The organism is Pseudomonas sp. NPDC008258 (genome assembly GCF_042956345.1).
Classification (GTDB): Bacteria; Pseudomonadota; Gammaproteobacteria; order Pseudomonadales; family Pseudomonadaceae; genus Aquipseudomonas.
The window spans coordinates 11,603-32,909 of sequence record NZ_JBIBGE010000045.1 but is presented as its reverse complement, the minus strand read 5'-3'; the positions used below and the strand labels follow the sequence as shown (position 1 = coordinate 32,909).

The 21,307-nt window shown below is 63.4% G+C and carries 19 protein-coding genes; 10 read left to right on the top strand and 9 right to left on the bottom strand.

Annotation, left to right across the window (positions count from 1 at the left end; all coding sequences use genetic code 11):
- Positions 1-20: 20 nt before the first annotated feature.
- From ACFY9W_RS26355 to mrcB, 3 genes are read right to left on the bottom strand one after another with little or no spacing between them, the layout of a single operon-like run.
- Positions 21-353 carry a YqcC family protein gene (locus ACFY9W_RS26355; RefSeq protein ID WP_391136936.1) on the bottom strand — a complete coding sequence of 111 codons (333 nt, stop codon included), beginning with the start codon at positions 351-353 and terminating at the stop codon, positions 21-23.
- Positions 353-1,150, bottom strand: a complete 798-nt coding sequence (locus tag ACFY9W_RS26350; RefSeq protein ID WP_391136933.1) for a tetratricopeptide repeat protein — start codon at positions 1,148-1,150, stop codon at positions 353-355. The genes ACFY9W_RS26355 and ACFY9W_RS26350 overlap by 1 nt, the downstream gene beginning before the upstream one ends.
- A gap of 15 nt (positions 1,151-1,165) precedes the next feature.
- Positions 1,166-3,487 (bottom strand): penicillin-binding protein 1B, encoded by a 2,322-nt coding sequence (gene mrcB / locus ACFY9W_RS26345; protein ID WP_391136930.1) that lies wholly within the window; start codon positions 3,485-3,487, stop codon positions 1,166-1,168.
- A gap of 114 nt (positions 3,488-3,601) precedes the next feature.
- Here mrcB and ACFY9W_RS26340 point away from each other — a divergent pair, with 114 nt between their 5' ends.
- Both ACFY9W_RS26340 and ACFY9W_RS26335 read left to right on the top strand, forming a co-directional pair.
- Complete coding sequence (locus ACFY9W_RS26340; RefSeq protein WP_391136927.1) at positions 3,602-5,164, top strand: AAA family ATPase; 1,563 nt, start codon at positions 3,602-3,604, stop codon at positions 5,162-5,164.
- A 248-nt stretch (positions 5,165-5,412) separates the two neighbouring features.
- On the top strand, positions 5,413-5,691 hold the full coding sequence (locus tag ACFY9W_RS26335; RefSeq protein WP_391136924.1) for a TfoX/Sxy family DNA transformation protein: 279 nt from the start codon (positions 5,413-5,415) through the stop codon (positions 5,689-5,691).
- A gap of 295 nt (positions 5,692-5,986) precedes the next feature.
- On the opposite strand, the gene ACFY9W_RS26330 is transcribed toward ACFY9W_RS26335, so the two are convergent.
- The 4 genes from ACFY9W_RS26330 to ACFY9W_RS26315 all read right to left on the bottom strand — a co-directional run bounded on the left by ACFY9W_RS26330 (position 5,987) and on the right by ACFY9W_RS26315 (position 9,826).
- Positions 5,987-6,871, bottom strand: a complete 885-nt coding sequence (locus tag ACFY9W_RS26330; RefSeq protein ID WP_391136921.1) for a ChaN family lipoprotein — start codon at positions 6,869-6,871, stop codon at positions 5,987-5,989.
- Positions 6,872-7,140: 269 nt separating this feature from the next.
- Positions 7,141-7,908, bottom strand: a complete 768-nt coding sequence (locus ACFY9W_RS26325) for a heme ABC transporter ATP-binding protein (RefSeq protein ID WP_391136918.1) — start codon at positions 7,906-7,908, stop codon at positions 7,141-7,143.
- Complete coding sequence (locus ACFY9W_RS26320) at positions 7,908-8,891, bottom strand: iron chelate uptake ABC transporter family permease subunit (protein WP_391136948.1); 984 nt, start codon at positions 8,889-8,891, stop codon at positions 7,908-7,910. The genes ACFY9W_RS26325 and ACFY9W_RS26320 overlap by 1 nt, the downstream gene beginning before the upstream one ends.
- A gap of 50 nt (positions 8,892-8,941) precedes the next feature.
- Positions 8,942-9,826 (bottom strand): ABC transporter substrate-binding protein, encoded by an 885-nt coding sequence (locus ACFY9W_RS26315; protein ID WP_391136915.1) that lies wholly within the window; start codon positions 9,824-9,826, stop codon positions 8,942-8,944.
- A 148-nt stretch (positions 9,827-9,974) separates the two neighbouring features.
- Here ACFY9W_RS26315 and ACFY9W_RS26310 point away from each other — a divergent pair, with 148 nt between their 5' ends.
- Complete coding sequence (locus tag ACFY9W_RS26310) at positions 9,975-10,292, top strand: Rieske 2Fe-2S domain-containing protein (RefSeq protein ID WP_391136912.1); 318 nt, start codon at positions 9,975-9,977, stop codon at positions 10,290-10,292.
- Here the strand turns inward: ACFY9W_RS26310 and sfsA are convergent.
- On the bottom strand, positions 10,282-10,995 hold the full coding sequence (gene sfsA, locus ACFY9W_RS26305; RefSeq protein ID WP_391136909.1) for a DNA/RNA nuclease SfsA: 714 nt from the start codon (positions 10,993-10,995) through the stop codon (positions 10,282-10,284). The two genes, ACFY9W_RS26310 and sfsA, sit on opposite strands and share 11 nt — an antisense overlap.
- Complete coding sequence (locus tag ACFY9W_RS26300) at positions 10,995-12,167, bottom strand: pyridoxal phosphate-dependent aminotransferase (RefSeq protein WP_391136906.1); 1,173 nt, start codon at positions 12,165-12,167, stop codon at positions 10,995-10,997. Before ACFY9W_RS26300 ends, sfsA begins: the two co-directional genes overlap by 1 nt.
- 210 nt (positions 12,168-12,377) lie before the next feature.
- On the opposite strand from ACFY9W_RS26300, the gene dksA reads away from it, so the two are divergent.
- The 7 genes from dksA (at position 12,378) to folK (ending at position 21,306) form a co-directional block, all read left to right on the top strand.
- Positions 12,378-12,821 (top strand): RNA polymerase-binding protein DksA, encoded by a 444-nt coding sequence (gene dksA / locus ACFY9W_RS26295; RefSeq protein ID WP_012274224.1) that lies wholly within the window; start codon positions 12,378-12,380, stop codon positions 12,819-12,821.
- Between the two features lie 63 nt (positions 12,822-12,884).
- The gene (gene gluQRS / locus ACFY9W_RS26290; protein WP_391136903.1) at positions 12,885-13,772 is read left to right on the top strand and encodes a tRNA glutamyl-Q(34) synthetase GluQRS; all 888 of its coding nucleotides are present in this window, start codon (positions 12,885-12,887) and stop codon (positions 13,770-13,772) included.
- A 245-nt stretch (positions 13,773-14,017) separates the two neighbouring features.
- Entirely contained in the window at positions 14,018-14,194 is a 177-nt protein-coding gene (locus ACFY9W_RS26285; protein ID WP_003250005.1) for a hypothetical protein, read from the top strand.
- Complete coding sequence (locus tag ACFY9W_RS26280) at positions 14,178-17,153, top strand: ATP-binding protein (RefSeq protein WP_391136900.1); 2,976 nt, start codon at positions 14,178-14,180, stop codon at positions 17,151-17,153. The genes ACFY9W_RS26285 and ACFY9W_RS26280 overlap by 17 nt, the downstream gene beginning before the upstream one ends.
- Positions 17,154-17,157: 4 nt before the next feature.
- A complete protein-coding gene (locus tag ACFY9W_RS26275; protein ID WP_391136897.1) occupies positions 17,158-18,603 on the top strand; it encodes a sigma 54-interacting transcriptional regulator in 1,446 nt (481 codons plus the stop codon).
- Positions 18,604-19,441: 838 nt separating this feature from the next.
- Complete coding sequence (locus ACFY9W_RS26270) at positions 19,442-20,830, top strand: polynucleotide adenylyltransferase PcnB (RefSeq protein ID WP_391136894.1); 1,389 nt, start codon at positions 19,442-19,444, stop codon at positions 20,828-20,830.
- The gene (gene folK, locus ACFY9W_RS26265; protein ID WP_391136891.1) at positions 20,827-21,306 is read left to right on the top strand and encodes a 2-amino-4-hydroxy-6-hydroxymethyldihydropteridine diphosphokinase; all 480 of its coding nucleotides are present in this window, start codon (positions 20,827-20,829) and stop codon (positions 21,304-21,306) included. The genes ACFY9W_RS26270 and folK overlap by 4 nt, the downstream gene beginning before the upstream one ends.
- Position 21,307 lies beyond the last annotated feature (1 nt).

Genomic DNA, 21,307 nt, shown 5'->3' with positions numbered 1-21,307 from the left:
TGAAGGAAAAACTGAAGAAATCAGGCGGAAGGAGCGATCAATTGGTCAAAAGCTGCCAACAGGCGGCGCAGCTCGCGACTTTGCTCCGGCCGGTCGGTAAACACGGTTTCGGCCATGACCAGGATGCTGGAGGCATTGGGCAGCGGATGGCCCAGCTCGATGATGATCTTCATGCGTGGCAGGAAGATCCATTGCAGCCACTGCTCGAAACTGAGGCTATCGACCGCGAACGGCACTGTGCTGGCCAGTGCTTCGTCGCTGGGTGGCTCGTCATCCCACCAGCCTTGCACCTGCAGCTCACGTTCGATCAGCAGCAGGTGGTCGGCGATATCCAGAATGCGTTGTTCGATCATCACGAATTGACCCGTGCCTTTTGCCGGGCCAGGGCTGCGCCAGCGCTGTCACCCTGCTTTTCTCGGGCCTGGGCAATGGTATTCCACAGCTCGGCCTGCAGGCTCGGGCGGCCATTGGCGTAAGTCAGGGCACGACGCGCCAGCTGCTCGGCCTGCGCCGGGTCACCTTGCGACAGGCGTACCTGGGCCAGGCGATACAGCACTTGCGGCTCGCGCGGGGCAATGCGCTGGGCACGCTCCAGGCTCGAAGCGGCGCCATTGAAGTCACCACTGCCCTGCTGGGTCTGCGCGGTGGTCAACAGTGCCAGCACCGGCCCGTCCAGTTGCTCGTCGGCCGACAGGCCACCGGCGCTGCTGCGCGGAATACCGGTCGGCGCGCTGGTGCTTTGCGGCGCACTGTTCATCGACGCGATGTCGAACGGTTCGTCGGCGATCGGGTTGGGGTTTGTAGTCATCGGCGCCGAAGTGACCGGCCCGGTTGTAATCGGCCCTGGCGTAATTGGCGACGTACTGATCGGTGCTGCACCATTGGCTGCCGGGAAAGTCTGGATGCCGGATGCCCCAGCGCCCTGCGGAATCATCACGGTGACGCCGGAGTCTTCTGGCAAGGACTGAGCCTGCGCAGTCCCGTTGTTCATGCCTGCGACCGGGGCACGTGTTTGCACACGCTCGCTGTTGGAAACACGGGTGCTCGAATCGACCACCGGAATATTGCCACGCGGAACGCTGGAGCACCCCTGGAGCACAGCCAACGCCGTCACGGCAGGAAACAGCCACTTGTTCACGTCACACCTCATCAATGCAGCCTGTGCTTAATTCATCCAGCCCTTGACCCAGTCCATGACCGATTCAGCTGGATCCTGCTCGCCGCCACAGGTTGCACCGGCGGGCGGTTCACTGCCGCGAATATACGGCATCTGCACCGCTCCCGGACAGCTGCCATCAGACCCATGGCCAGTGTAGGGGTCGATCCAGGCCTGGACCACGTTGTCAGGTTGCGGCATGTCCAGCGGCAGTGGATCGGCCTTCTTCATGAAGCTTGTCCACACCTGCAAGGCCCCGGTGGCACCGGTAAATGGCGTTTTGCCGTTATCGTCACGGCCCATCCACACCACGGCCAGCAGGTCCTGGCTGAAGCCGGAGAACCAGCTGTCGCGCGAGTCGTTACTGGTACCGGTCTTGCCGGCCAGGGTCAGCGAGCGCGGCAGGGTGTTGTACACCGAGCGCCCGGTACCTTCACGCATTACCCGTTGCATGGCGTTCTGCACCAGGTAGATGGCGCCCGGGTCGAAGGTTTGCTGGATCTGGAACGGGTAGCGCTTGAGCGGCTCGCCCTCGGCGGTGAGCACGCTGCGAATACCGCGCATCGGCGTGTTGAAACCGCCATTGGCGATGGTCTGGTACATGGTAGCGACCTGCATCGGCGACATGCCACCGGCACCCAGCAACATGGCCGGGAAGGCTGGCCAGTCGACATTAACCCCCAGCCGACCAATGGTCTTGATCACATTGGGCACACCCACTTCCAGGCCGAGCTTGGCGGTCGACAAGTTGTACGAGTTGGCCAGGCCCTGGTACAGGTAGATGGTGCCATGGGGGCGACGGTCGTAGTTTTGCGGGCGCCAGACCTGGCCGTCGGCCCCTTTGACCGAGAACGGCTCGTCCTGCACCCAGCTGGTCAGGGTGTACTTGCTCGGCTGCTCCAGCGCCGTCAGGTACACCGAAGGCTTGACCAGCGAGCCAATCGGCCGCACAGCGTCGATGGCCCGGTTGAAGCCGGCAAAACCTGCCTGGCGGCTGCCGATAAGCGCCTGCACTTCACCGGTTTCCGGGTTGGTCACGACCATTGCCGATTCCACCTCGTCAGCGCCCTTGCGCCCGGCCAGGCGCTTGAAGGTCTCGCTCATCGAGGTTTCGGCCTTCATCTGCAGGATCGGGTCGAAGCTGGTGAAGATGCGCAGGCCTTCTTCGGTCAAGTCCTCGTCGCGGTAGTCCTGGCGCAACTGACGCTTGACCAGGTCGAGGAACGCCGGGAACGAGCTGTCGGCCAGGCTGCCACGCTTGGTGACGCCCAGCGGCATCTTCTTCGCGGCATCGACTTCTGCCTGGCTGGCCACGCCCTGCTCGGCCACCAGGTCGAGCACCAGGTTGCGGCGGGCCAGGGCGCGATCAGGGTAACGTCGCGGGTTGTAGTAGGACGGCCCCTTGACCATGCCCACCAGCAAGGCGATCTGGTGCAGTTTCAGCTCGGACAGCGGCTGGCTGAAGAAGAACTGGCTAGCCAGGCCAAAGCCATGGACGGCACGCTGGCCATCCTGGCCTACGAACACCTCATTGAGGTAGGCCTCAAGAATTTCACGCTTGTCGTAGTGCAACTCAAGCAGCATGGCCATCATCGCCTCGGTCAGCTTGCGGCTGAGGCTGCGCTCGCTGCTGAGGTAGAAGTTCTTCACCAACTGCTGGGTCAGGGTACTGCCGCCCTGGCGCATCGAACCGGACGAAGTGTTGACCCACATTGCCCGGGCGATGGACTTGGGCGACACACCAAAGTGGCTGTAGAAATCGCGGTCTTCAGTTGCCACCAGGGTTTCGAGCAGGTACTTGGGCACCTGGTCGATCTTGATCAGGATGCGGTCTTCGAGGTTTTTCGGGTAGATACCGCCGATCATCAGCGGTTCCAGGCGCACCACGTCGAGTGCCTTGCCGTTGGCGCCGGCAAGGCCCGCCACGTAATCACCCGAGAAACGCACACGCACGAACTGCGCCGGCTCCATGCCCTCGTAGAACTGGAAACCACGGGTGTTCAGGTCGACGGTATTGCCGTTGATCGCCGCCGCACCCGGCCCGTTGGCCGCGCTTTCACGCCGGTAACCGAGCGCATCGAGTTCGGTGAGGAAGTCGTTCTTGCTCAGTTTCTGGCCGGTGAACAGCTCCAGCGGACGGGCATACACCTTGGCAGGGATGGTCCAGCGCTTGCCGGAGAACTTCTCCTGGACGACGGCATCAAGGTAAACCGCGAAGCCGGCAACGATCACCAGGCCTACCAGGCTGAGCTTCAAAGCCCAGCCCAGCCAGGCGCGGGAGCGGCCGGTCGGGCGTTTCTGAGGGGTACGGGGATTTCGGGTTCGGGTCATGGCGGCGGATTATACGCACTTTATAAAGGCTGGGCAGACGGCCCGGCGGTAGGCAGGGACGGCACCATTGACCATAATGGCGCACTCGAATTCCCTGCCCCGGATGGATTTCCCGTGAGCCAAGCCCTTATCACTGCGTTGCAGAACCCAGCCCTCTACCCTCACCCCGTGGATGGGTTCCAGCTCATCGAGACGCATATCTCCTGGGTACTGCTCACCGGCGAGTACGCCTACAAGATCAAGAAACCGATGAACTTCGGCTTCCTCGACTTCACCAGCCTGGACCAGCGCCAGCATTTCTGTAACGAAGAGTTGCGCCTGAACCAGCGCATGACCGACGACCTGTACCTTGAAGTACTGCCGGTTACCGGTAGCATCGATGCGCCGCAGATCGGTGGCGAAGGCGAGGCCATCGAATACGCGCTGAAGATGCGCCAGTTCCCCCAGGGGCAGATGCTCAGCACCCTGCAGGCCAACGGCGAACTGAATGCCGCACACATCGACCAGATGGCCCGGCAAATTGCCGAGTTCCACCTGCAGACCCCCAAGGTACCTGCCGAGCAGCCCTACGGTTCGCCTGAAAGCGTCATGGCCCCGGTCGAGCAGAACTTCGAGCAGATCCGCCCATTCCTCAGCGACAAGGCTGACCTGCAGCAACTGGACAACCTGCAGGCCTGGGCACGGAGCAGTTTCGAGCGGCTGCAAGGCCTGTTCGCCTCGCGCAAGGCCAATGGCTTCACCCGCGAGTGCCATGGCGACATCCATCTGGGCAACGCCACCCTGATCAATGGCCAGGTGGTGATCTTCGACTGCATCGAGTTCAACGAACCGTTCCGCAAGACCGATGTCTGGGCCGACACCGGCTTCCTCGCCATGGACCTGGAAGATCGCGGCCTCAAGTGCCTGGCACGACGCTTCATCAGCCAGTACCTGGAGCTGACCGGGGATTATGAAGGCCTGGAAGTGCTCAACTTCTACAAGGCCTATCGCGCCCTGGTACGCGCCAAGGTTGCGCTGTTCAGCATGCCGGCCAACGCCGATGGCGTTCAACGGGCCACCACCCTGCGCACCTACCGCAACTATGCCAACCTGGCAGAAAGCTACAGCGCCATTCCTTCGCGCCTGCTGGCCATCACCCATGGCGTCTCGGCCGTGGGCAAGAGCCATGTAGCGATGCGCCTGGTGGAGGCCCTGGGCGCCATTCGCGTGCGCTCCGATGTCGAGCGCAAGCGCCTGTTCGGCGAACAGCCGCAGGCTGAAGCCGGCCAGCTGAGCAGCGGTATCTACGACCAGAACGCCAATGCAGCAACCTACCAGCGCCTGCACGAAGTGGCGGCTACGGTGCTGCGTGCCGGCTTCCCGGTGGTGCTTGATGCCACCTACCTGAAACGTGAGCAGCGCCAGGCTGCGGCAGATGTTGCCAGCCAGACCGGGGTGCCGTTCCTGATCCTTGACTGCCATGCACCGGATGCGGTGATTGCAAGCTGGCTGGAACAGCGCCAGGCAGAGAACAGCGACCCGTCGGATGCCACACTGGAAGTGGTCAAGGCCCAGCAGGCCAGCCGTGAGCCGCTGGATGCGCAGGAGCGGGTGCAAAGCACCCAGGTCGATACCCAGACCGCCGGCAGCATGGACCAGGTGATCGAGCAGATTCGCCAGCGCTTGCCTGGGCTGTAAATTCGCCGCTTTCCAGCGCCGGCCTCTTTGCGGCTAACGCCGCTCCCACAGGTACCGTGACAAGCTTGGATGTTGCGCTGTGCCTGTGGGAGCGGGTTCACCCGCGAAGAGGCCGACACATGCCTGATCAGGACATCCCGTCACCCCCGATGGCAAAAGGCCGCGCATTTCCCAACCCCCGCTACACTCCTCTCTGACCTGCTCGCGATTTATCCCTCAGACCCGTTCAGCCATCGCAAGGAGGCTAGATGAACGATGAATTGCAGCACCTGAAGAACCTTGGCAAGACCTCTGCGCAGTGGCTGCATGCTGCCGGCATCCACAGTGCATCGGACCTGCGTCGCCTGGGTGCGGTGGGTGCATACCAGGCCGTGAAGACTCGAGGGTTCCGCGCATCCAAGGTGCTGTTGTATGCCATTGAAGGCGCCCTGCTGGACATGCACTGGAACGATTTACCGCTCGAACGCAAAGAGGCGCTCAACCAGCAACTGGACGCGAAAAGCCCTGCGCAAAAAAATTCGAAATAATCGTGGAAAAGGGATTGACGGCTAAATGAGAATTGTTATGATTATCACAACTGGTCGCGAGACTGGTTGGATAAACTAAGAGCCCCTGGTTCGGACTCTCAGATTATCTCCTCATCAGGCTAATCACGGTTATTGACCCGGCATTTTGCCGGGTCTTTTTTTGCCTGTAGGTTTTGCACTGCCAGGCCAGGCCCTATCGCCGGCAAGCCGGCTCCCACAGGGGTACCACCAAACTCAATGATGGCGCTGTACCTGTGGGAGCCGGCTTGCCGGCGAAGGGCCAGTGCAAGTAACGCTACTGCCGCAGTTGCGCACAGTAATCCTGCTCCGGCATCGCCGCCGTGTACCACACGTAATCAGCCTCGCCTGGTTCAACCTGCTCGCCCACTTCGGCAAGCAGCAGCACCTTGCTCTCCCCCGATGCGCCCAGGTCAGCCAGATGCAACGGCACGCCCAGGTCCTTGCGCGCGTGATAAGCCCCAGCAAACAGCAACGCCGGCTGCGGTGCTGCCAGCAAGCGCTCGGCCATGCGCCGGTCGCGCTGTTGCTGCACGGCCAGCATCGCCGGCAACTGGCTTTCAGGCAGCATCCCGCAATGCCCGGCGCGCACCTGCTCCAGCAAGGCAGCCTTTACCGCCGGTGCATTGGACTTGTCGCCCTTTAACGAAGCTGGCTGCCGATAGGCCTGGCGCATCTCGCCAGGCGACAGGTTGGCCGCCAGCAGGGGCACTCGCTGCTGCAAGGCTTCACGCACGATCGGCCCGTACAGCTGCCAATCCCAACCCTCCTGCCAGGCCAGCGCCTTGGGCAAGTCTGCCGGCACGGGCCGCCCCTCAACCTTGTCGACCAGCGGTTGCTGCTCGGGCTGGAGCATTTCCAGCAAGAGGCTGCCTTGCGCACGCTGCCCCTGCAAAGCACGCAGCAGCCAAAGTTGCAGCGCATGATGGTCCGGGTTGTCGTGCTTTTCGCCCACCAGTACTCGGGGCGCGCCTGCCAGGCGCTGCACGAGTTGCTCAGGGCTGATCACCTGCCCGCTGGCTAAGTCGATAACGTGCCCCAACTCGGCATGCGTGCGCCCCTCACTGCTCTGCCAGGGGGGCAGCGGCGGCAGGCTGGCCTGGCAGCCACCCAGCGCCAGCAGCAGGCAAAGCGAGAAACCGAAAAGCAGCGGATGACGCATTGGCAGTACCTCCATGTCATTCACACATTTGCCTGGCCTGCACCGATCCCCCAGGTTCAAAGTGAACCCGAAGCCAGTGCAGTACCTGTGGGAGCGGGCGTGTCGAGGCGTCGAACCGCCGCGAAGCAGGCAACGCGGTGGATGGCACCGGCTTTGCCGGTGTTCGCGGGCAAGTCGGATCGCCGCACCGCCGCTCCCACAGGGATTCGCGCCAGCTTTTAGAAATTGAGCAAGACAGTTGCTCCCACAAGCACCACGCAATATGCATCTCAGCGGGCGATGATCAGCGGATGCCCACGCTCCGGGTGCGCCTGCACCAGCACGTCAATCCCGTATACCGCCTTCAAGGCCGCCGGCGTCAGCACGGCCTCGGGCGAGGCAAACGCATGACTGCGCCCGCGTTCCAGCAAAAGGATTCGATCACAGTAGCGCGCTGCCAGATTCAGGTCATGCAGAATCACCAGCACTGCGGCGCCACGGTCAGCGAAGCGGCGCACCGATTCCAGGGTAGTGTGCTGGTGCAGTGGGTCGAGCATCGAGGTCGGCTCGTCGAGCAGCAGCGTAGACCCCTCCTCCCCAGGCCATAGCTGCGCCAGCACGCGGGCCAGGTGCACCCGCTGTCGCTCGCCACCGGACAACGCCAGGTAACTGCGCTCCACCAGGTGCCAGGCATCCGCCGCCTGCAACGCTGCTTCAACAATTTGCGCATCGCGCCGCTGCCCGGTGCCATGGGGCATGCGCCCCATGCTCACCACTTCCTCGACCCGGAACGAGAAACCCAGGCTGGAAACCTGTGGCAATACCGCCAGGCGTTTGGCCCGCTCCTGTCCAGGCCAATCGGTCAAGGGCCGCCCCTGTAGCGTCACCCGCCCACGGTCGGGCGCCAGCTCGCCACACAACACACTCAGCAGGCTGCTCTTGCCGGCACCGTTGGGGCCCAGCACACCCACCACCTGCCCAGGGTTCAGCTGCAAGTGAATGTCGTGCAGCACCTCATTGCTTCCCCGCCGCAGGTGCAGGCCTTCCACTTGCAACATCAGCTGCGCCCTCGTATCAGCAGGAACAGAAAGAACGGCGCACCGATAAAGGCCGTGACAATACCAATCGGCAACTCGGCAGGCGCCAGCAGCAGCCGCGCCGCCAGGTCGGCGAACAGCATCAGCACGCCCCCCGCCAGTAACGATGCGGGTAGCACCACACGATGATCAGGCCCGGCCAGCAAGCGCACCAGGTGCGGCACCACCAGGCCAATGAAACCGATCAGCCCCGCAGCAGCCACTGCCGCCCCCACGCCCAGTGCCGTGCAGAACACCAGTTCGCGCTTGAGCCGCTCCACATCAACACCCAGGTGACGTGCCTCCGACTCACCCAGCAACAAGGCATTCAGCGCCTTGGCCCGGCGCGGCAGCCACACCGCCACGCCTGCCGCCACCAACAGCAAAGGCCATAGCCGCTCATAGCTGGCGCCATTCAGGCTGCCAAGGTTCCAGAAGGTCAGGGTGCGCAGGGTGGCATCGTCGGCGAGGTAAGAGAACAGCCCCACGGCCGCACCACCCAGCGCGGTCATGGCCACCCCTGCCAACAGCATCGTCGCCACATTGGTCTGGCCATCGCGCCGCCCCAGGCGGTAGACCAGCGCGGTTACCCCAAGCCCCCCGGCAAATGCGCAAAACGACAGCAGGTAGGGCGCAAAAGCATCCGGCATGCCGCCAAACCAGGCACCACCGACAATGGCAACCGCTGCCCCCACGGCTGCCCCGGCGGCAACCCCCACCAGCCCTGGGTCGGCCAGCGGGTTGCGGAACAGCCCCTGCATGGCCACCCCGGACAGCGCCAGCACCGCGCCCACTGCCAGCCCCAGCAGGGTACGCGGCAGGCGAATCTGGCCAAGGATCATCTCGGCCTGCTGCAGGCCGTCAGCCGCAATCGGCAGCCCCAGCAGGCGCAGGCCGGCACGCAGGGTATCGAACAGCGGCAGGCTGACCGGCCCCAGCGCCAACGACAACCACACCGCCAACAGGCACAACAGGCTCAGGCAAATGAATAACGTACGTGGCTGGACCCGCTGCTTCATTGCGCGAAGCTGGCCTTGGCTGCCGGGTAGAAGCTGGCTGCCAGCGACGCCAATGTCACCGGCAGGCGTGGCCCAAGCCCGCCGACCAACAGCGTCGGGTCAAGCGATACCAGGCGTTTTTCGCGCACGGCGCGCGACGCCGCCAGTGCGGGGTTTTCCTTCAGCAGCGCCTGCAAGGCCTGCTCATCGGCCAGCGCCCGGTCAGAAAACACGATCACATCCGGGTCCAGCGCCGCCAAGGCTTCGTTGGAGAAGTTCTTGTAGCCCTGATGCTCTGCCAGGTTGTGCCCACCTGCCTGTCCCAGCAGCCAGTCACCTGCAGTGCCCTGGCCCGCGATCAGCGGTTTGGCCCCGGCATGCCCAACCAGCAGTAGCACCCCAGGTGCCTTTTGCCCGGTCTGAGCCTGCTTGACCTTGGCCTGCAACGCCTCGATTTGCTGGTGGTAACCCGCCGCCAACGCCGAAGCTTGCTGCTCTGCGCCAAGTAACTGGCCCAGCTGCTTGAGGTTTTCATCCACTGCCGCCAGCTCGGCCTTGCTGGAGAACAACTCGACCCGCACACCCGCCTTGCGAATTTGCGCCAGCACCGGCGGCGGGCCCATTTCCTCGGTTCCCACCAGTACATCCGGGCGCAAGCTCAGGATGCCTTCAGCCGACAACTGCCGCTGGTACCCCACGCTAGGCAGTGATTTCAACGATGCCGGGTGCTGGCTGGTGGTATCCACGCCAACCAGCCGAGCCTCACCGCCCAAGGCGGTTATCCACTCACTCAGTGCGCCGCCGGCGCTGACCCAGCGTTGCGGCAGCTCGGCCGCCAGGGCCTGGGTAGAGAGCACAAGGCTTGCGCACAGGGCGAGCAAGGCGACAGGACGGCGCATCATCGGGTTCCTTCTGAAGGCGGACCGCACGCCTTGTGGCGGGCGGCAGAACTGCGCACCATAGATAGCCGGGCGCAGCGAATGCGGGCAATTTGATAATTATTCGCATTGAAGCGTCAAGCCACTATCTGTTTCATGAGCCGTCCTTGCCATGCACATCCTTTGTACCTCCCACGGCCTGGCCGAAGGCCAAAGCCGCGCCTTCAGCGTAGACGGCGTCGAACTGTTCGGCGTGCGTCGCCAAGGCCAGGTGTTTCTCTACCGCAACCGTTGCCCACACCGCGGCATCCCGCTGAACTGGGCGCAAGATGCGTTTCTCGATGACAGCGCCAGCCTCATCCATTGCGCCCACCATGGCGCGCTGTTCCTGATTGAGAATGGCGAGTGCGTGTCGGGGCCCTGCGAGGGTGAACAACTGCAAGCCCTGGGCTGTCACGAAGACAGCCAAGGCATCTGGCTCACGGCGTGAGCAACACTGGCAGGCGGCGATCAATCACGATGCCTTGTGCATCCAGGCGGGCGCCGTATGCCAGCACCTCCACGCCATCCGCCACCGCAGCACGCAGGGCTTGGGCGTAGCCCGCGTCGATTTCCTCGGCCGGGCGCACGGCGTCGACACCGGTCAGGTTCACACAATACAGCTGCACCGCCCGTATACCCTGCCGGGCCAGTTTGGCCAGCTCGCGCAGGTGCTTGGCGCCGCGTTGGGTTACTGCATCGGGAAAGGCCGCGACCGGGCTGTCGGGGTAGCCCAGGGTCACGCTTTTGACCTCGACATAGGCCGGCACCCCGTCAAACTCCAGGCGAAAGTCGATCCGGCTGCCTTCCTCGCCGTAGGCCACTTCACGCTTGAGCGCAGTGAAACCGGCCAGTTCGGCAATGGCACCTGCCCGCAGCGCCTCTTCAACCAACGCATTGGCCCGCCCGGTATTCACACAGGCCAGCCGACCCTGCGGGGTCTCACTGATCTCCCAGGTACCTGGCAGCTTGCGCTTGGGATCGTTGGAGCGGCTGAACCACACCTGCCCGCCTTCACGCATGCAGTTGAGCATGGAGCCGGTATTCGGGCAGTGGATGGTCAACTGTTCGCCACTGGGCAGTTCGATATCCGCCAGAAACCGTTTGTAGCGGCGCAGCAGGCGCGCCTGTTCGAGTGGGGGATGGAATTGCATCAGCCTTGCCAGCTCCGCAGGCCACGGGCAATTCGCTGTACCGCTTCTTCCAGGCGCGGCAGGCTCTGGGTGTAGGCAAAGCGCACATGGTGCCCGGCCAGGTGACGGCCAAAGTCCAGCCCCGGCGTAAAGGCCAGGTGCTCGGTTTCCAGGAAGTGTCGGCAGAAGGCGAACGCGTCACCGCCAAAGGCGCTGATATCGGCATACAGGTAGAACGCCCCTTGCGGCTCCACGGCAATGCGGAAGCCCAGTTCACGCAGGGCGGGCAACAGGTAGTCGCGGCGACGGGCAAACTCGGCGCGGCGCTCTTCGAAAATGGCCAGGGTTTCGGGTTGGAAACACGCCAGCGCAGCATGCTGGGCCATGCTGGGTGCGCTGATGTACAGGTTTTGCGCCAGCTTTTCCAGGTCAGCCACTGCGCCAGGGGGTGCCACCAACCACCCGAGGCGCCACCCGGTCATGCCGAAATACTTGGAAAAACTATTCAGCACAAAGGCCGAGTCGTCGACTTCCAGCACGCTTGGCGCGTCCATGCCGTAAGTCAGGCCATGGTAGATCTCATCCACCACCAGGTGGCCGTGCCGCTCATGGGTGGCGTTGGCAAGACTGGCCAACTCATCCCGCCCCAGAACCGTACCGGTCGGGTTGGCCGGCGATGCGACCAAGGCGCCGACGGTATCCTTGTCCCAGTAACGTTCAACCAGATCGGCGGTCAACTGGTAGTTCACGTCCGGCCCCACTGGCACCAGCTGAGCCCCGCCCTCGACCAGGCGCAGGAAGTGCCGGTTGCACGGGTAGCCCGGGTCGGCCAGCAGCCAGTGCTTGCCCGGGTCAACCAACAGGCTGCTGGCCAGCAGCAGCGCACCGGAGCCACCCGGGGTAATGAGAATGCGCTCCGGGTCGATACTCAGGCCATAGCGCTGACCGTAAAAGCCGGCAATGCCTTCGCGCAGGGCCGGCAGCCCGCGTGCAGCGGTGTAACGGGTGTGACCGGCGGCCAGCGCGGCCTGGCCGGCAGCAACGATGGGTGCCGCCGTGGTGAAATCAGGCTCGCCGATTTCGAGGTGGATAACGTCGTGCCCGGCCGCCTGCAGCTCGTTGGCCCGGGCCAGCAGTGCCATGACGTGGAAGGGTTCGATGGCGCGGCTGCGCGCACTGTAGGGGTGGGCCATGACCTTCTCTCAATTGGGTCTAAACTGGAGATTCTACCTCTGCACGCCACCGAACGTGCGGCTCAGGCCGCTGTCAATTGCCAGTAACAGGCGGGGTAGCGCACCCCCGATCTATCTGGTAAGTTCGGCGGCTCGCAGTCGCAGGGCCGGCGGGTGCCGGAGATGGAGCAGCCTGCGCATTGGATCAGATGAGTGAGAGGCGGTCTATTCATGTCCACCGTAGAAAAGCAAAAAGCCCAGACCATGTACGGTGTCGAGCCCTACGTAGAAACCAAAGGTGAAGAGTACATGGGCGAGCCCATGAAGAAGCACTTCACCAAGCTTCTCGGCGCCTGGAAGCAAGAGCTGATGACCAGTGTGGACCGCACTGTGGACCACATGAAGGACGAAGCAGCCAACTTCCCCGACCCGGCCGACCGCGCCAGCCAGGAAGAAGAGTTCGCCCTTGAGCTGCGCAACCGCGACCGTGAGCGCAAGCTGATCAAGAAAATCGACAAGACCCTCGACAAGATCAAGGCCGACGAATACGGCTGGTGTGAGTCGTGCGGTATCGAAATCGGCCTGCGCCGCCTGGAAGCCCGTCCAACTGCGGACCTGTGCTTCGACTGCAAGGAAATCGCCGAGAAAAAGGAAAAAACGGTCGGCAAAGGCTGATCTTTCTTCCACCTGAACGGGGCGCTTTGTGCGCCCCGTTTCATTTATATGCCTAGCCTGACCATGACCGACTCCAGATACATCGGGCGTTTCGCCCCCACCCCCAGCGGCTTCCTGCACTTCGGCTCGCTGGTCGCCGCCCTGGCCTCCTGGCTTGATGCACGCGCTGTCGATGGCCGTTGGCTGCTGCGCATGGAAGACACCGACCCACCCAGGGAAATGCCCGGTGCCCGTGATGCGATCCTGCAGACCCTGGAGCGATACGGGCTGGAGTGGGATGGCGAAGTCGTGTTCCAGAGCCAGCGGCACGACGCCTACGCTGCGGTAGTCGACCGTTTGTTCAACATGGGCCTGGCCTATGCCTGTACTTGCTCGCGCAAGCAGCTGGAAGGTTACAACGGCATCTACCCAGGCCTGTGCCGCAACGCGGGGCATGCACGTGAAGGTGCGGCGATCCGCCTGCGCGTGCCAGAGCTGATCTACCGCTTTACCGACCGGGTGCAGGGTGATTACCAGCAACATCTGGGCCGCGAGGTGGGCGACTTCGTCATCCAGCGGCGCGATGGGCTGTATGCGTACCAGCTGGCGGTGGTGCTGGACGATGCCTGGCAAGGTGTTACCGACATCGTGCGCGGTGCCGACCTGCTCGACAACACCCCGCGCCAGCTGTACCTGCAAGAGCTGCTGGGCTTCTCGCAACCGCGTTACCTGCATATACCGCTGATCGTGCAACCGGACGGGCACAAGCTGGGCAAGTCGTACCGCTCACCGCCATTGCAGGCAGAGCATGCTACGCCGCTGTTGCTGCGGGCATTGCGGGCGCTGGGGCAGCAGGCTGACCCGGAGTTGCTGCTGGCAACACCGGCTGAAGTGCTGGCTGTGGCCCGCACACAGTGGCGGCCCGAGGCGATTGCGCAGCGGACCACGGTGCCAGAGGCTGATTTGCGTTAAGGCAGGCCCTGCCCTTTCGCGGGCATGCCCGCTCCCACAGGTACGGCGCAGCGCCCGGGCCCTGTGGTGCACCTGTGGGAGCGGGCGAGCCCGCGAAGAGGCCAGTACAAGCAACACACCTCTCAAAAACAAAAGCCCAACAAATTCAAAACCTTGGCGAACACTGTGGATTCCCGCTAGCATCCCCCCCGCCATTTGCGCCAATAATAAGTCCAAGCCCGCAGCGCCCAACCATCGAGGCCAGCATGTACATCTATCGTTTGGTCCTGCTTCTGGTCGTGGGGATCTACTTGTTCTCCCCGGCCATCATGGACTGGTGGATCGAACCGACCGGAGCCTGGTACCGCCCCTACCTGCTCTGGCTGATCCTGATCGTCGTCACCTTTATCCTGCAGAGCCAACGAGATGCCGATGAGCTTTAGCCTGACCCAGATGATCCTGATCAGCGCCGGGTACCTCATGGTGCTGTTCGGCGTGGCCTGGATCAGCGAGCGGGGGTTGATCCCGCGTTCGATCATTCGCCACCCGCTCACCTACACCCTGTCGCTGGGCGTGTACGCCAGTGCCTGGGCCTTCTATGGTTCGGTGGGCCTGGCCTACCAGTACGGCTACGGCTTCCTTGCCTGTTACCTGGGGGTGTCCGGCGCATTCCTGCTGGCGCCGGTGCTGCTCTACCCGATCCTCAAGATCACTCGCACCTACCAGCTGTCATCGCTGGCGGACCTGCTGGCATTCCGTTTCCGCAGCACCTGGGCCGGCGCATTGACCACCATCATCATGCTGATCGGCGTGCTGCCTTTGCTGGCCCTGCAGATCCAGGCTGTCGCCGACTCGATCAGCATCCTCACTGGCGAGCCGGTCAAGGCCCGGGTGGCCTTCGCCTTTTGTACGCTGATCATCCTGTTCACCATCTTCTTCGGCTCGCGGCACATCGCCACGCGGGAGAAGCATGAGGGGCTGGTGTTCGCCATTGCCTTCGAGTCGGTGATCAAGCTGCTGGCGCTCGGCGGCATCGGCCTCTACGCCTTGTATGGCGTGTTCGGCGGCCCGCACGGGCTGGAAGTATGGCTGCTGCAGAACCAGACGGCCCTCGCCGCCTTGCACACCCCGCTGCAGGAGGGCCCATGGCGCACCCTGCTGCTGGTGTTCTTCGCATCGGCCATCGTCATGCCGCACATGTACCACATGGCCTTCACCGAAAACCTCAACCCGCGCTCACTGGTCAGCGCCAGCTGGGGCCTGCCGCTGTTCCTGCTGCTGATGAGCCTGGCCGTGCCGCTGGTGCTGTGGGCCGGCCTGCGCCTGGGCGCCAGCACCAACCCCGAGTACTTCACCCTGGGCCTGGGGATTGCCGCCAACAACGAGGCACTGGCACTGCTGGCCTACGTCGGCGGCCTGTCGGCCGCAAGCGGCCTGATCATCGTCACCACCCTGGCACTCTCGGGCATGGCCCTCAACCACCTGGTGCTACCGCTGTACCAGCCCCCGGCAGAGGGCAACATCTACCGCTGGCTGAAGTGGACCCGCCGTGCGCTGATCGTCGCCATCATTACCGCCGGCTTCATGTTCTACCTGACCCAGAACAACCACCAGAGCCTGGCCAACCTGGGCATCGTCGCCTTCGTCGCCACCCTTCAGTTCCTGCCGGGTGTGCTGTCGGTGCTGTACTGGCCCACCGCCAACCGCCGCGGCTTCATCGCCGGGTTGCTGGCCGGCACCCTGGTGTGGATGGTGACCATGCTGCTGCCGCTGCTGGGCAACCTGCAGGGTTTCTACATCCCGCTGCTGGACATGATCTATGTGCTGGACGACACCAGCTGGCACATGGCGGCCATTGCTTCGTTGGCAGCCAACGTGCTGCTGTTTACCCTGATCTCGCTGTTCACCAACGCCAGCAACGAAGAAGTCAGCGCAGCCGAGGCTTGCGCGGTGGATAACGTACGCCGCCCGCAGCGCCGCGAGCTGCACGCCGCCTCGCCGCAGGAGTTTGCTACCCAGCTGGCCAAACCGCTGGGCGCCAAGGCCGCACAAAAGGAGGTGGAGCAGGCCCTGCGTGACCTGTACCTGCCGTTTGACGAACGCCGCCCCTACGCCCTGCGCCGCCTGCGTGACCGCATCGAGGCCAACCTGTCGGGCCTGATGGGGCCGAGCGTGGCCCAGGACATGGTCGAGACCTTCCTGCCGTACAAGTCCGGTAACGAAAACTACGTGACCGAAGACATCCACTTCATCGAAAGCCGCCTGGAAGACTACCACTCGCGCCTGACCGGCCTGGCGGCCGAGCTCGATGCCCTGCGCCGCTACCACCGCCAGACCCTGCAAGAACTGCCCATGGGTGTGTGCTCACTGGCCAAGGACCAGGAAATCCTGATGTGGAACAAGGCCATGGAAGAGCTGACCGGCATCGCCGCCAAGCACGTGGTCGGCTCGCGCCTGGTGACCATCGGCGAGCCGTGGCGCGGCTTGCTGCAGGGTTTCATCAACGTGCCAGACGAGCACCTGCACAAGCAGCGCCTGGCGCTGGACGGCCAACCGCGCTGGCTGAACCTGCACAAGGCGGCCATCGACGAGCCGCTGGCACCCGGTAACAGCGGCCTGGTACTGCTGGTGGAAGACCTCACCGAAACCCAGGCCCTGGAAGACAAGCTGGTGCATTCCGAACGCCTGGCCAGCATCGGCCGCCTGGCCGCCGGCGTGGCCCACGAAATTGGCAACCCGATCACCGGTATCGCCTGCCTGGCACAAAACCTGCGCGAGGAGCGAGAAGGCGATGGCGAGATCATCGAGCTGTCCAGCCAGATCCTCGAACAGACCAAACGCGTGTCGCGCATCGTCCAGTCGCTGATGAGCTTCGCCCATGCCGGCGGCAGCCACCAGAACAGCGAGGAGCCGGTGTGCCTGGCCGAAGTGGCGCAGGACGCCATCGGTCTGCTGGCGTTGAACCGGCGCAATTTCGAAGTACAGTTCTTCAACCTCTGCGACCCGGACCACTGGGCCGAAGGGGATCCGCAACGCCTGGCCCAGGTGCTGATCAACCTGCTCTCCAACGCCCGTGATGCCTCGCCAGCCGGCAGCGCCGTGCGTGTGCGCAGCGAAGTGAGCGAGCACACCGTCGACCTCATCGTCGAGGACGAGGGCAGCGGGATACCGAAGAACATCATGGACCGCCTGTTCGAACCCTTCTTCACCACCAAGGACCCGGGCGAGGGAACCGGACTGGGGCTCGCTCTGGTCTATTCCATCGTGGAAGAGCATTATGGGCAAATCACCATCGACAGCCCGGCCGATATCGAACGGCAACGTGGCACCCGGATCCGCGTGACCCTGCCCCGGCATGTCGTAGCGACGTCCCCTGAAATTCGAGACCGTCGAGAGAATTGAATCAATGCCGCACATTCTGATCGTCGAAGACGAAACCATCATCCGCTCGGCCCTGCGCCGTCTGCTTGAGCGGAACCAGTACCAGGTCAGCGAAGCCGGCTCGGTGCAGGAAGCACAGGAACGCTTCAGCATTGCCACCTTCGACCTTATCGTCAGCGACCTGCGCCTGCCAGGCGCACCCGGCACCGAGCTGATCAAGCTCGGCCAGGGTACCCCGGTGCTGATCATGACCAGTTACGCCAGCCTGCGCTCGGCGGTGGACTCGATGAAAATGGGCGCGGTGGACTACATCGCCAAGCCCTTCGACCACGACGAGATGCTGCAGGCCGTGGCGCGGATCCTGCGCGACCGGCAGAACGCTCCCGCCGCCGCACCGGCTGCCGAGCCACGCGCCAGCAATGGCAAGGCGGCCCCTGCCGACAAAGGCAGCGCGGCAGCCGCCAATGGCGAAATCGGCATCATCGGCTCGTGCCCGCCGATGCAGGACATGTACAGCAAGATCCGCAAGGTCGCGCCCACGGACTCCAACGTGCTGATCCAGGGTGAATCGGGCACCGGTAAAGAGCTGGTAGCCCGTGCCCTGCACAACCTGTCGCGCCGGGCCAAGGCACCGATGATCTCGGTGAACTGCGCCGCCATCCCCGAAACCCTGATCGAATCGGAGCTGTTCGGCCACGAGAAAGGCGCGTTCACCGGCGCCAGCGCCGGGCGGGCGGGGCTGGTTGAAGCTGCCGACGGCGGCACGCTGTTCCTCGACGAGATTGGCGAACTGCCACTGGAGGCGCAGGCTCGCCTGCTGCGCGTACTGCAGGAGGGCGAGATTCGCCGGGTGGGCTCGGTGCAGTCGCAAAAAGTCGATGTGCGCCTGATCGCCGCAACCCACCGCGACCTGAAGAACCTGGCCAAGGCCGGCCAGTTCCGTGAAGACCTTTACTATCGCCTGCACGTCATCGCCCTGAAACTGCCTGCCCTGCGCGAGCGCGGCAGCGACGTGAACGAAATCGCCAGTGCCTTCCTCGCCCGCCAGAGCGCGCGCATCGGCCGCGACGACCTGCACTTCTCGGCTGAAGCCGAGCAGGCAATCCGTCACTACAGCTGGCCAGGTAACGTGCGTGAGCTGGAAAACGCCGTGGAGCGTGCGGTAATCCTCAGCGAGAGCGCAGAAATTTCTGCCGACCTGCTGGGCATCGACATCGAGCTGGGCGACCTGGAAGAAGACGAAATCCTCAACAATGCCCTGGTGGCAGCCAGTGCTGCCAATGCCAGCCACGAACCGACCGAGGACCTGTCGCTGGAGGACTACTTCCAGCACTTCGTGCTTGAACACCAGGACCACATGACCGAGACCGAACTGGCCCGCAAGCTCGGCGTCAGCCGCAAGTGCCTGTGGGAACGCCGCCAGCGCCTGGGCATCCCGCGGCGCAAGAGCAACGTTACCAGCGATAACTGATACGCCCGGGCGGGAGGTTCCTCCTGCCCCTTGTCTATTAGCCGTTCTGGCCCCTTCGCGGGCACGCCCGCTCCCACAGGAATTGCGCAAGCCTTGAAGGCAGTGAAATGCCTGTGGGAGCGGGCGCGCCCGCGAAGAGGCCGGCACGGCCACCGCCCACACCCCAGGTAACACATCAGTTCCCGCAAAAATCTGTTACCCAACCGTTGGGCCGTAACAGTTCCCGAGGCGTACGGTAACGAAATTTCGACATTTTGGACCCTTGGCAAATCGCCGGAAGGCCGCAAACCCTTGAATTTACTGGATTTGCAAAAGTTGGCACGGCACCTGCTATATGCTTAGTACAAAAACAATAACAAGCACTGCAACTCAGAATAAGAACAAGACGAAACGGCTCACGCACAATAAAAACAAGACGGCGGAGGCGCAGCTAACTGATTCTTTTGGAGAGGATGCGTGTTTGGGGCTTGCCCCACGACCAGGCAGAGAACAACAAAAACTGCACTAAAAAGCAGCGCCTGAACTGGTTGGATCATCTGATCAACGTGACATCAGCGGCCAAAGCAATCCGTTTGCTCTTAACCCCTGGATTGGGGGTCGTCCACAAGCTTCGAGATTTGTGGACAGGGCACTCAACAAAAACAAAAAGCCCGGCAAAATAACAATAAGAGCACGCAACGACTTCTTGGGGAGCTTAGGCTCCCCTTGTCGTTTCTACCCTTCTGGCAGGCATCCTGCTACCCGCCTACACCATTCCTTGAGTAAATGCTAGAATCCCCGCCCATCATGCGGCCATTCTCCTATTCTTGGCCGAACATTCCTTCAAACAGTGCATCCCATGCTGAAGAAGCTGTTCCAGTCGTTCCGCCCGCCCGTACCGGGCCAGCACCATAGGCGCACCACGCCCGAGGTGATAAACAAGAGCCAGCACTCGCTGCAGCGCCACCAATTCAGCCGCCATGCGGTAAACATCGTGGAGCGCCTGCAGAGCGCCGGCTACCAGGCTTACCTGGTCGGTGGCTGTGTCCGCGACCTGATGCTGGGCATCACGCCGAAAGATTTCGACGTCGCCACCAGCGCCACCCCCGAACAGGTCCGTGCCGAATTCCGCAACGCGCGCATCATTGGTCGCCGCTTCAAGCTGGTCCACGTGCATTTTGGCCGTGAAATCATCGAAGTAGCTACCTTCCGCGCGCCACACTCCGAAGACGATCAGGGTGACAGCCACCGCTCGTCGCACAATGCCAGTGGCCGCATCCTGCGGGACAATGTGTACGGCACCCTGGAAGAAGACGCGCAACGCCGCGACTTCACCATCAATGCCCTGTACTACGACCCGGTCAGCGAGCGCATTCTCGATTACGCCAATGGCGTGCACGATGTGCGCAACCGCCTGCTGCGGTTGATCGGCGACCCGACCCACCGCTACCAGGAAGACCCGGTGCGCATGCTGCGTGCGGTGCGTTTTGCCGCCAAGCTCGACTTCGGCATCGAGAAGCACACGGTCCAGCCGATTCGCGAACTGGCCCCGCTGCTACGCGAGATTCCGCCAGCACGCCTGTTCGAGGAAAGCCTCAAGCTGTTCCTCTCCGGCCAAGGCGCCATCGCCTTCGAAATGCTGGTCGACCTGCAGCTGTTCGAGCCGTTGTTCCCGGCCAGCGCCCACGCCCTGGACGAGCGCCCGACCTACACCCACACGCTGATCAGCCAGGCACTGAACAACACCGACCTGCGCGTGAAGCAGGGCAAACCGGTAACCCCGGCGTTCCTGTTCGCCGCACTGTTGTGGCCCGCCCTGCCATCGCGCGTGCTGCACCTGCAAAACCAGGGTGTACCGCCGATCCCGGCCATGAACGGTGCCGCTCACGATCTGATCGCCGAGCAATGTGCGCGCATTGCCATCCCCAAGCGCTTCACCCTGCCGATCCGCGAGATCTGGGACATGCAGGAGCGCCTGCCACGGCGCAGTGGCAAGCGCGCCGACCTGCTCCTGGACAACCCCCGCTTCCGCGCCGGTTACGACTTCCTGCTGCTGCGTGAAAGCGCCGGGGAAGAAACCGACGACCTCGGCCAGTGGTGGACTGACTACCAGGATGCCAACGACAGCGAACGCCGCGATATGATTCGCGAGCTGGGCAGCCGTGATGAAGGCACCGGTGCCGGCCCGCGCAAACGCAAGCGCAGCGGTAGCAAACGCAAGCGCAGCGGCGACGAGGCGTTCGAGTGAAGACGCGCGCCTACGTCGGCCTGGGCAGCAACCTGGATGCACCTGCCGAGCAGCTGCGCAGTGCCTTGCAGGCGCTTGACCAGGTTGAAGGGACGCGCCTGGTGGCAGCCTCGGCCCTGTACACCAGCGACTCGCTGCTACCCGGCCAACCGCGCTACACCAACGCTGTTGCCGCCCTGGACACCGCACTGCCGCCACTGGCCCTGCTTGATGCGCTGCAGGCCATCGAGAACGGCCAGGGCCGCGTGCGCAAGGAGCGCTGGGGCCCGCGCACGCTGGACCTGGACATCCTGCTGTTCGGCGACCACGTACTCGACGAGCCACGCCTGAAAGTGCCGCATTACCACATGCATGCCCGGCCCTTCGTGCTGTACCCGCTGGCCGAACTGGTACCGGGCGATTTCCGCCTGGCCGATGGCCGCGCCCTGGCGCAGTTGCTCGACGACTGTCCATTCGTCGGCCTGGAGCGCCTGTAAA

What these genes read in the sequence shown, in the direction of transcription:
- ACFY9W_RS26355 (WP_391136936.1), bottom strand. Translation starts at nt 353, where the DNA reads ATGATCGAACAACGCATTCTGGATATCGCCGACCACCTGCTGCTGATC.
- ACFY9W_RS26350 (WP_391136933.1), bottom strand. Translation starts at nt 1,150, where the DNA reads ATGAGGTGTGACGTGAACAAGTGGCTGTTTCCTGCCGTGACGGCGTTG.
- mrcB (WP_391136930.1), bottom strand. Translation starts at nt 3,487, where the DNA reads ATGACCCGAACCCGAAATCCCCGTACCCCTCAGAAACGCCCGACCGGC.
- ACFY9W_RS26335 (WP_391136924.1), top strand. Translation starts at nt 5,413, where the DNA reads ATGAACGATGAATTGCAGCACCTGAAGAACCTTGGCAAGACCTCTGCG.
- ACFY9W_RS26330 (WP_391136921.1), bottom strand. Translation starts at nt 6,871, where the DNA reads ATGCGTCATCCGCTGCTTTTCGGTTTCTCGCTTTGCCTGCTGCTGGCG.
- ACFY9W_RS26325 (WP_391136918.1), bottom strand. Translation starts at nt 7,908, where the DNA reads ATGTTGCAAGTGGAAGGCCTGCACCTGCGGCGGGGAAGCAATGAGGTG.
- ACFY9W_RS26315 (WP_391136915.1), bottom strand. Translation starts at nt 9,826, where the DNA reads ATGATGCGCCGTCCTGTCGCCTTGCTCGCCCTGTGCGCAAGCCTTGTG.
- ACFY9W_RS26310 (WP_391136912.1), top strand. Translation starts at nt 9,975, where the DNA reads ATGCACATCCTTTGTACCTCCCACGGCCTGGCCGAAGGCCAAAGCCGC.
- sfsA (WP_391136909.1), bottom strand. Translation starts at nt 10,995, where the DNA reads ATGCAATTCCATCCCCCACTCGAACAGGCGCGCCTGCTGCGCCGCTAC.
- ACFY9W_RS26300 (WP_391136906.1), bottom strand. Translation starts at nt 12,167, where the DNA reads ATGGCCCACCCCTACAGTGCGCGCAGCCGCGCCATCGAACCCTTCCAC.
- dksA (WP_012274224.1), top strand. Translation starts at nt 12,378, where the DNA reads ATGTCCACCGTAGAAAAGCAAAAAGCCCAGACCATGTACGGTGTCGAG.
- gluQRS (WP_391136903.1), top strand. Translation starts at nt 12,885, where the DNA reads ATGACCGACTCCAGATACATCGGGCGTTTCGCCCCCACCCCCAGCGGC.
- ACFY9W_RS26285 (WP_003250005.1), top strand. Translation starts at nt 14,018, where the DNA reads ATGTACATCTATCGTTTGGTCCTGCTTCTGGTCGTGGGGATCTACTTG.
- ACFY9W_RS26280 (WP_391136900.1), top strand. Translation starts at nt 14,178, where the DNA reads ATGCCGATGAGCTTTAGCCTGACCCAGATGATCCTGATCAGCGCCGGG.
- ACFY9W_RS26275 (WP_391136897.1), top strand. Translation starts at nt 17,158, where the DNA reads ATGCCGCACATTCTGATCGTCGAAGACGAAACCATCATCCGCTCGGCC.
- ACFY9W_RS26270 (WP_391136894.1), top strand. Translation starts at nt 19,442, where the DNA reads ATGCTGAAGAAGCTGTTCCAGTCGTTCCGCCCGCCCGTACCGGGCCAG.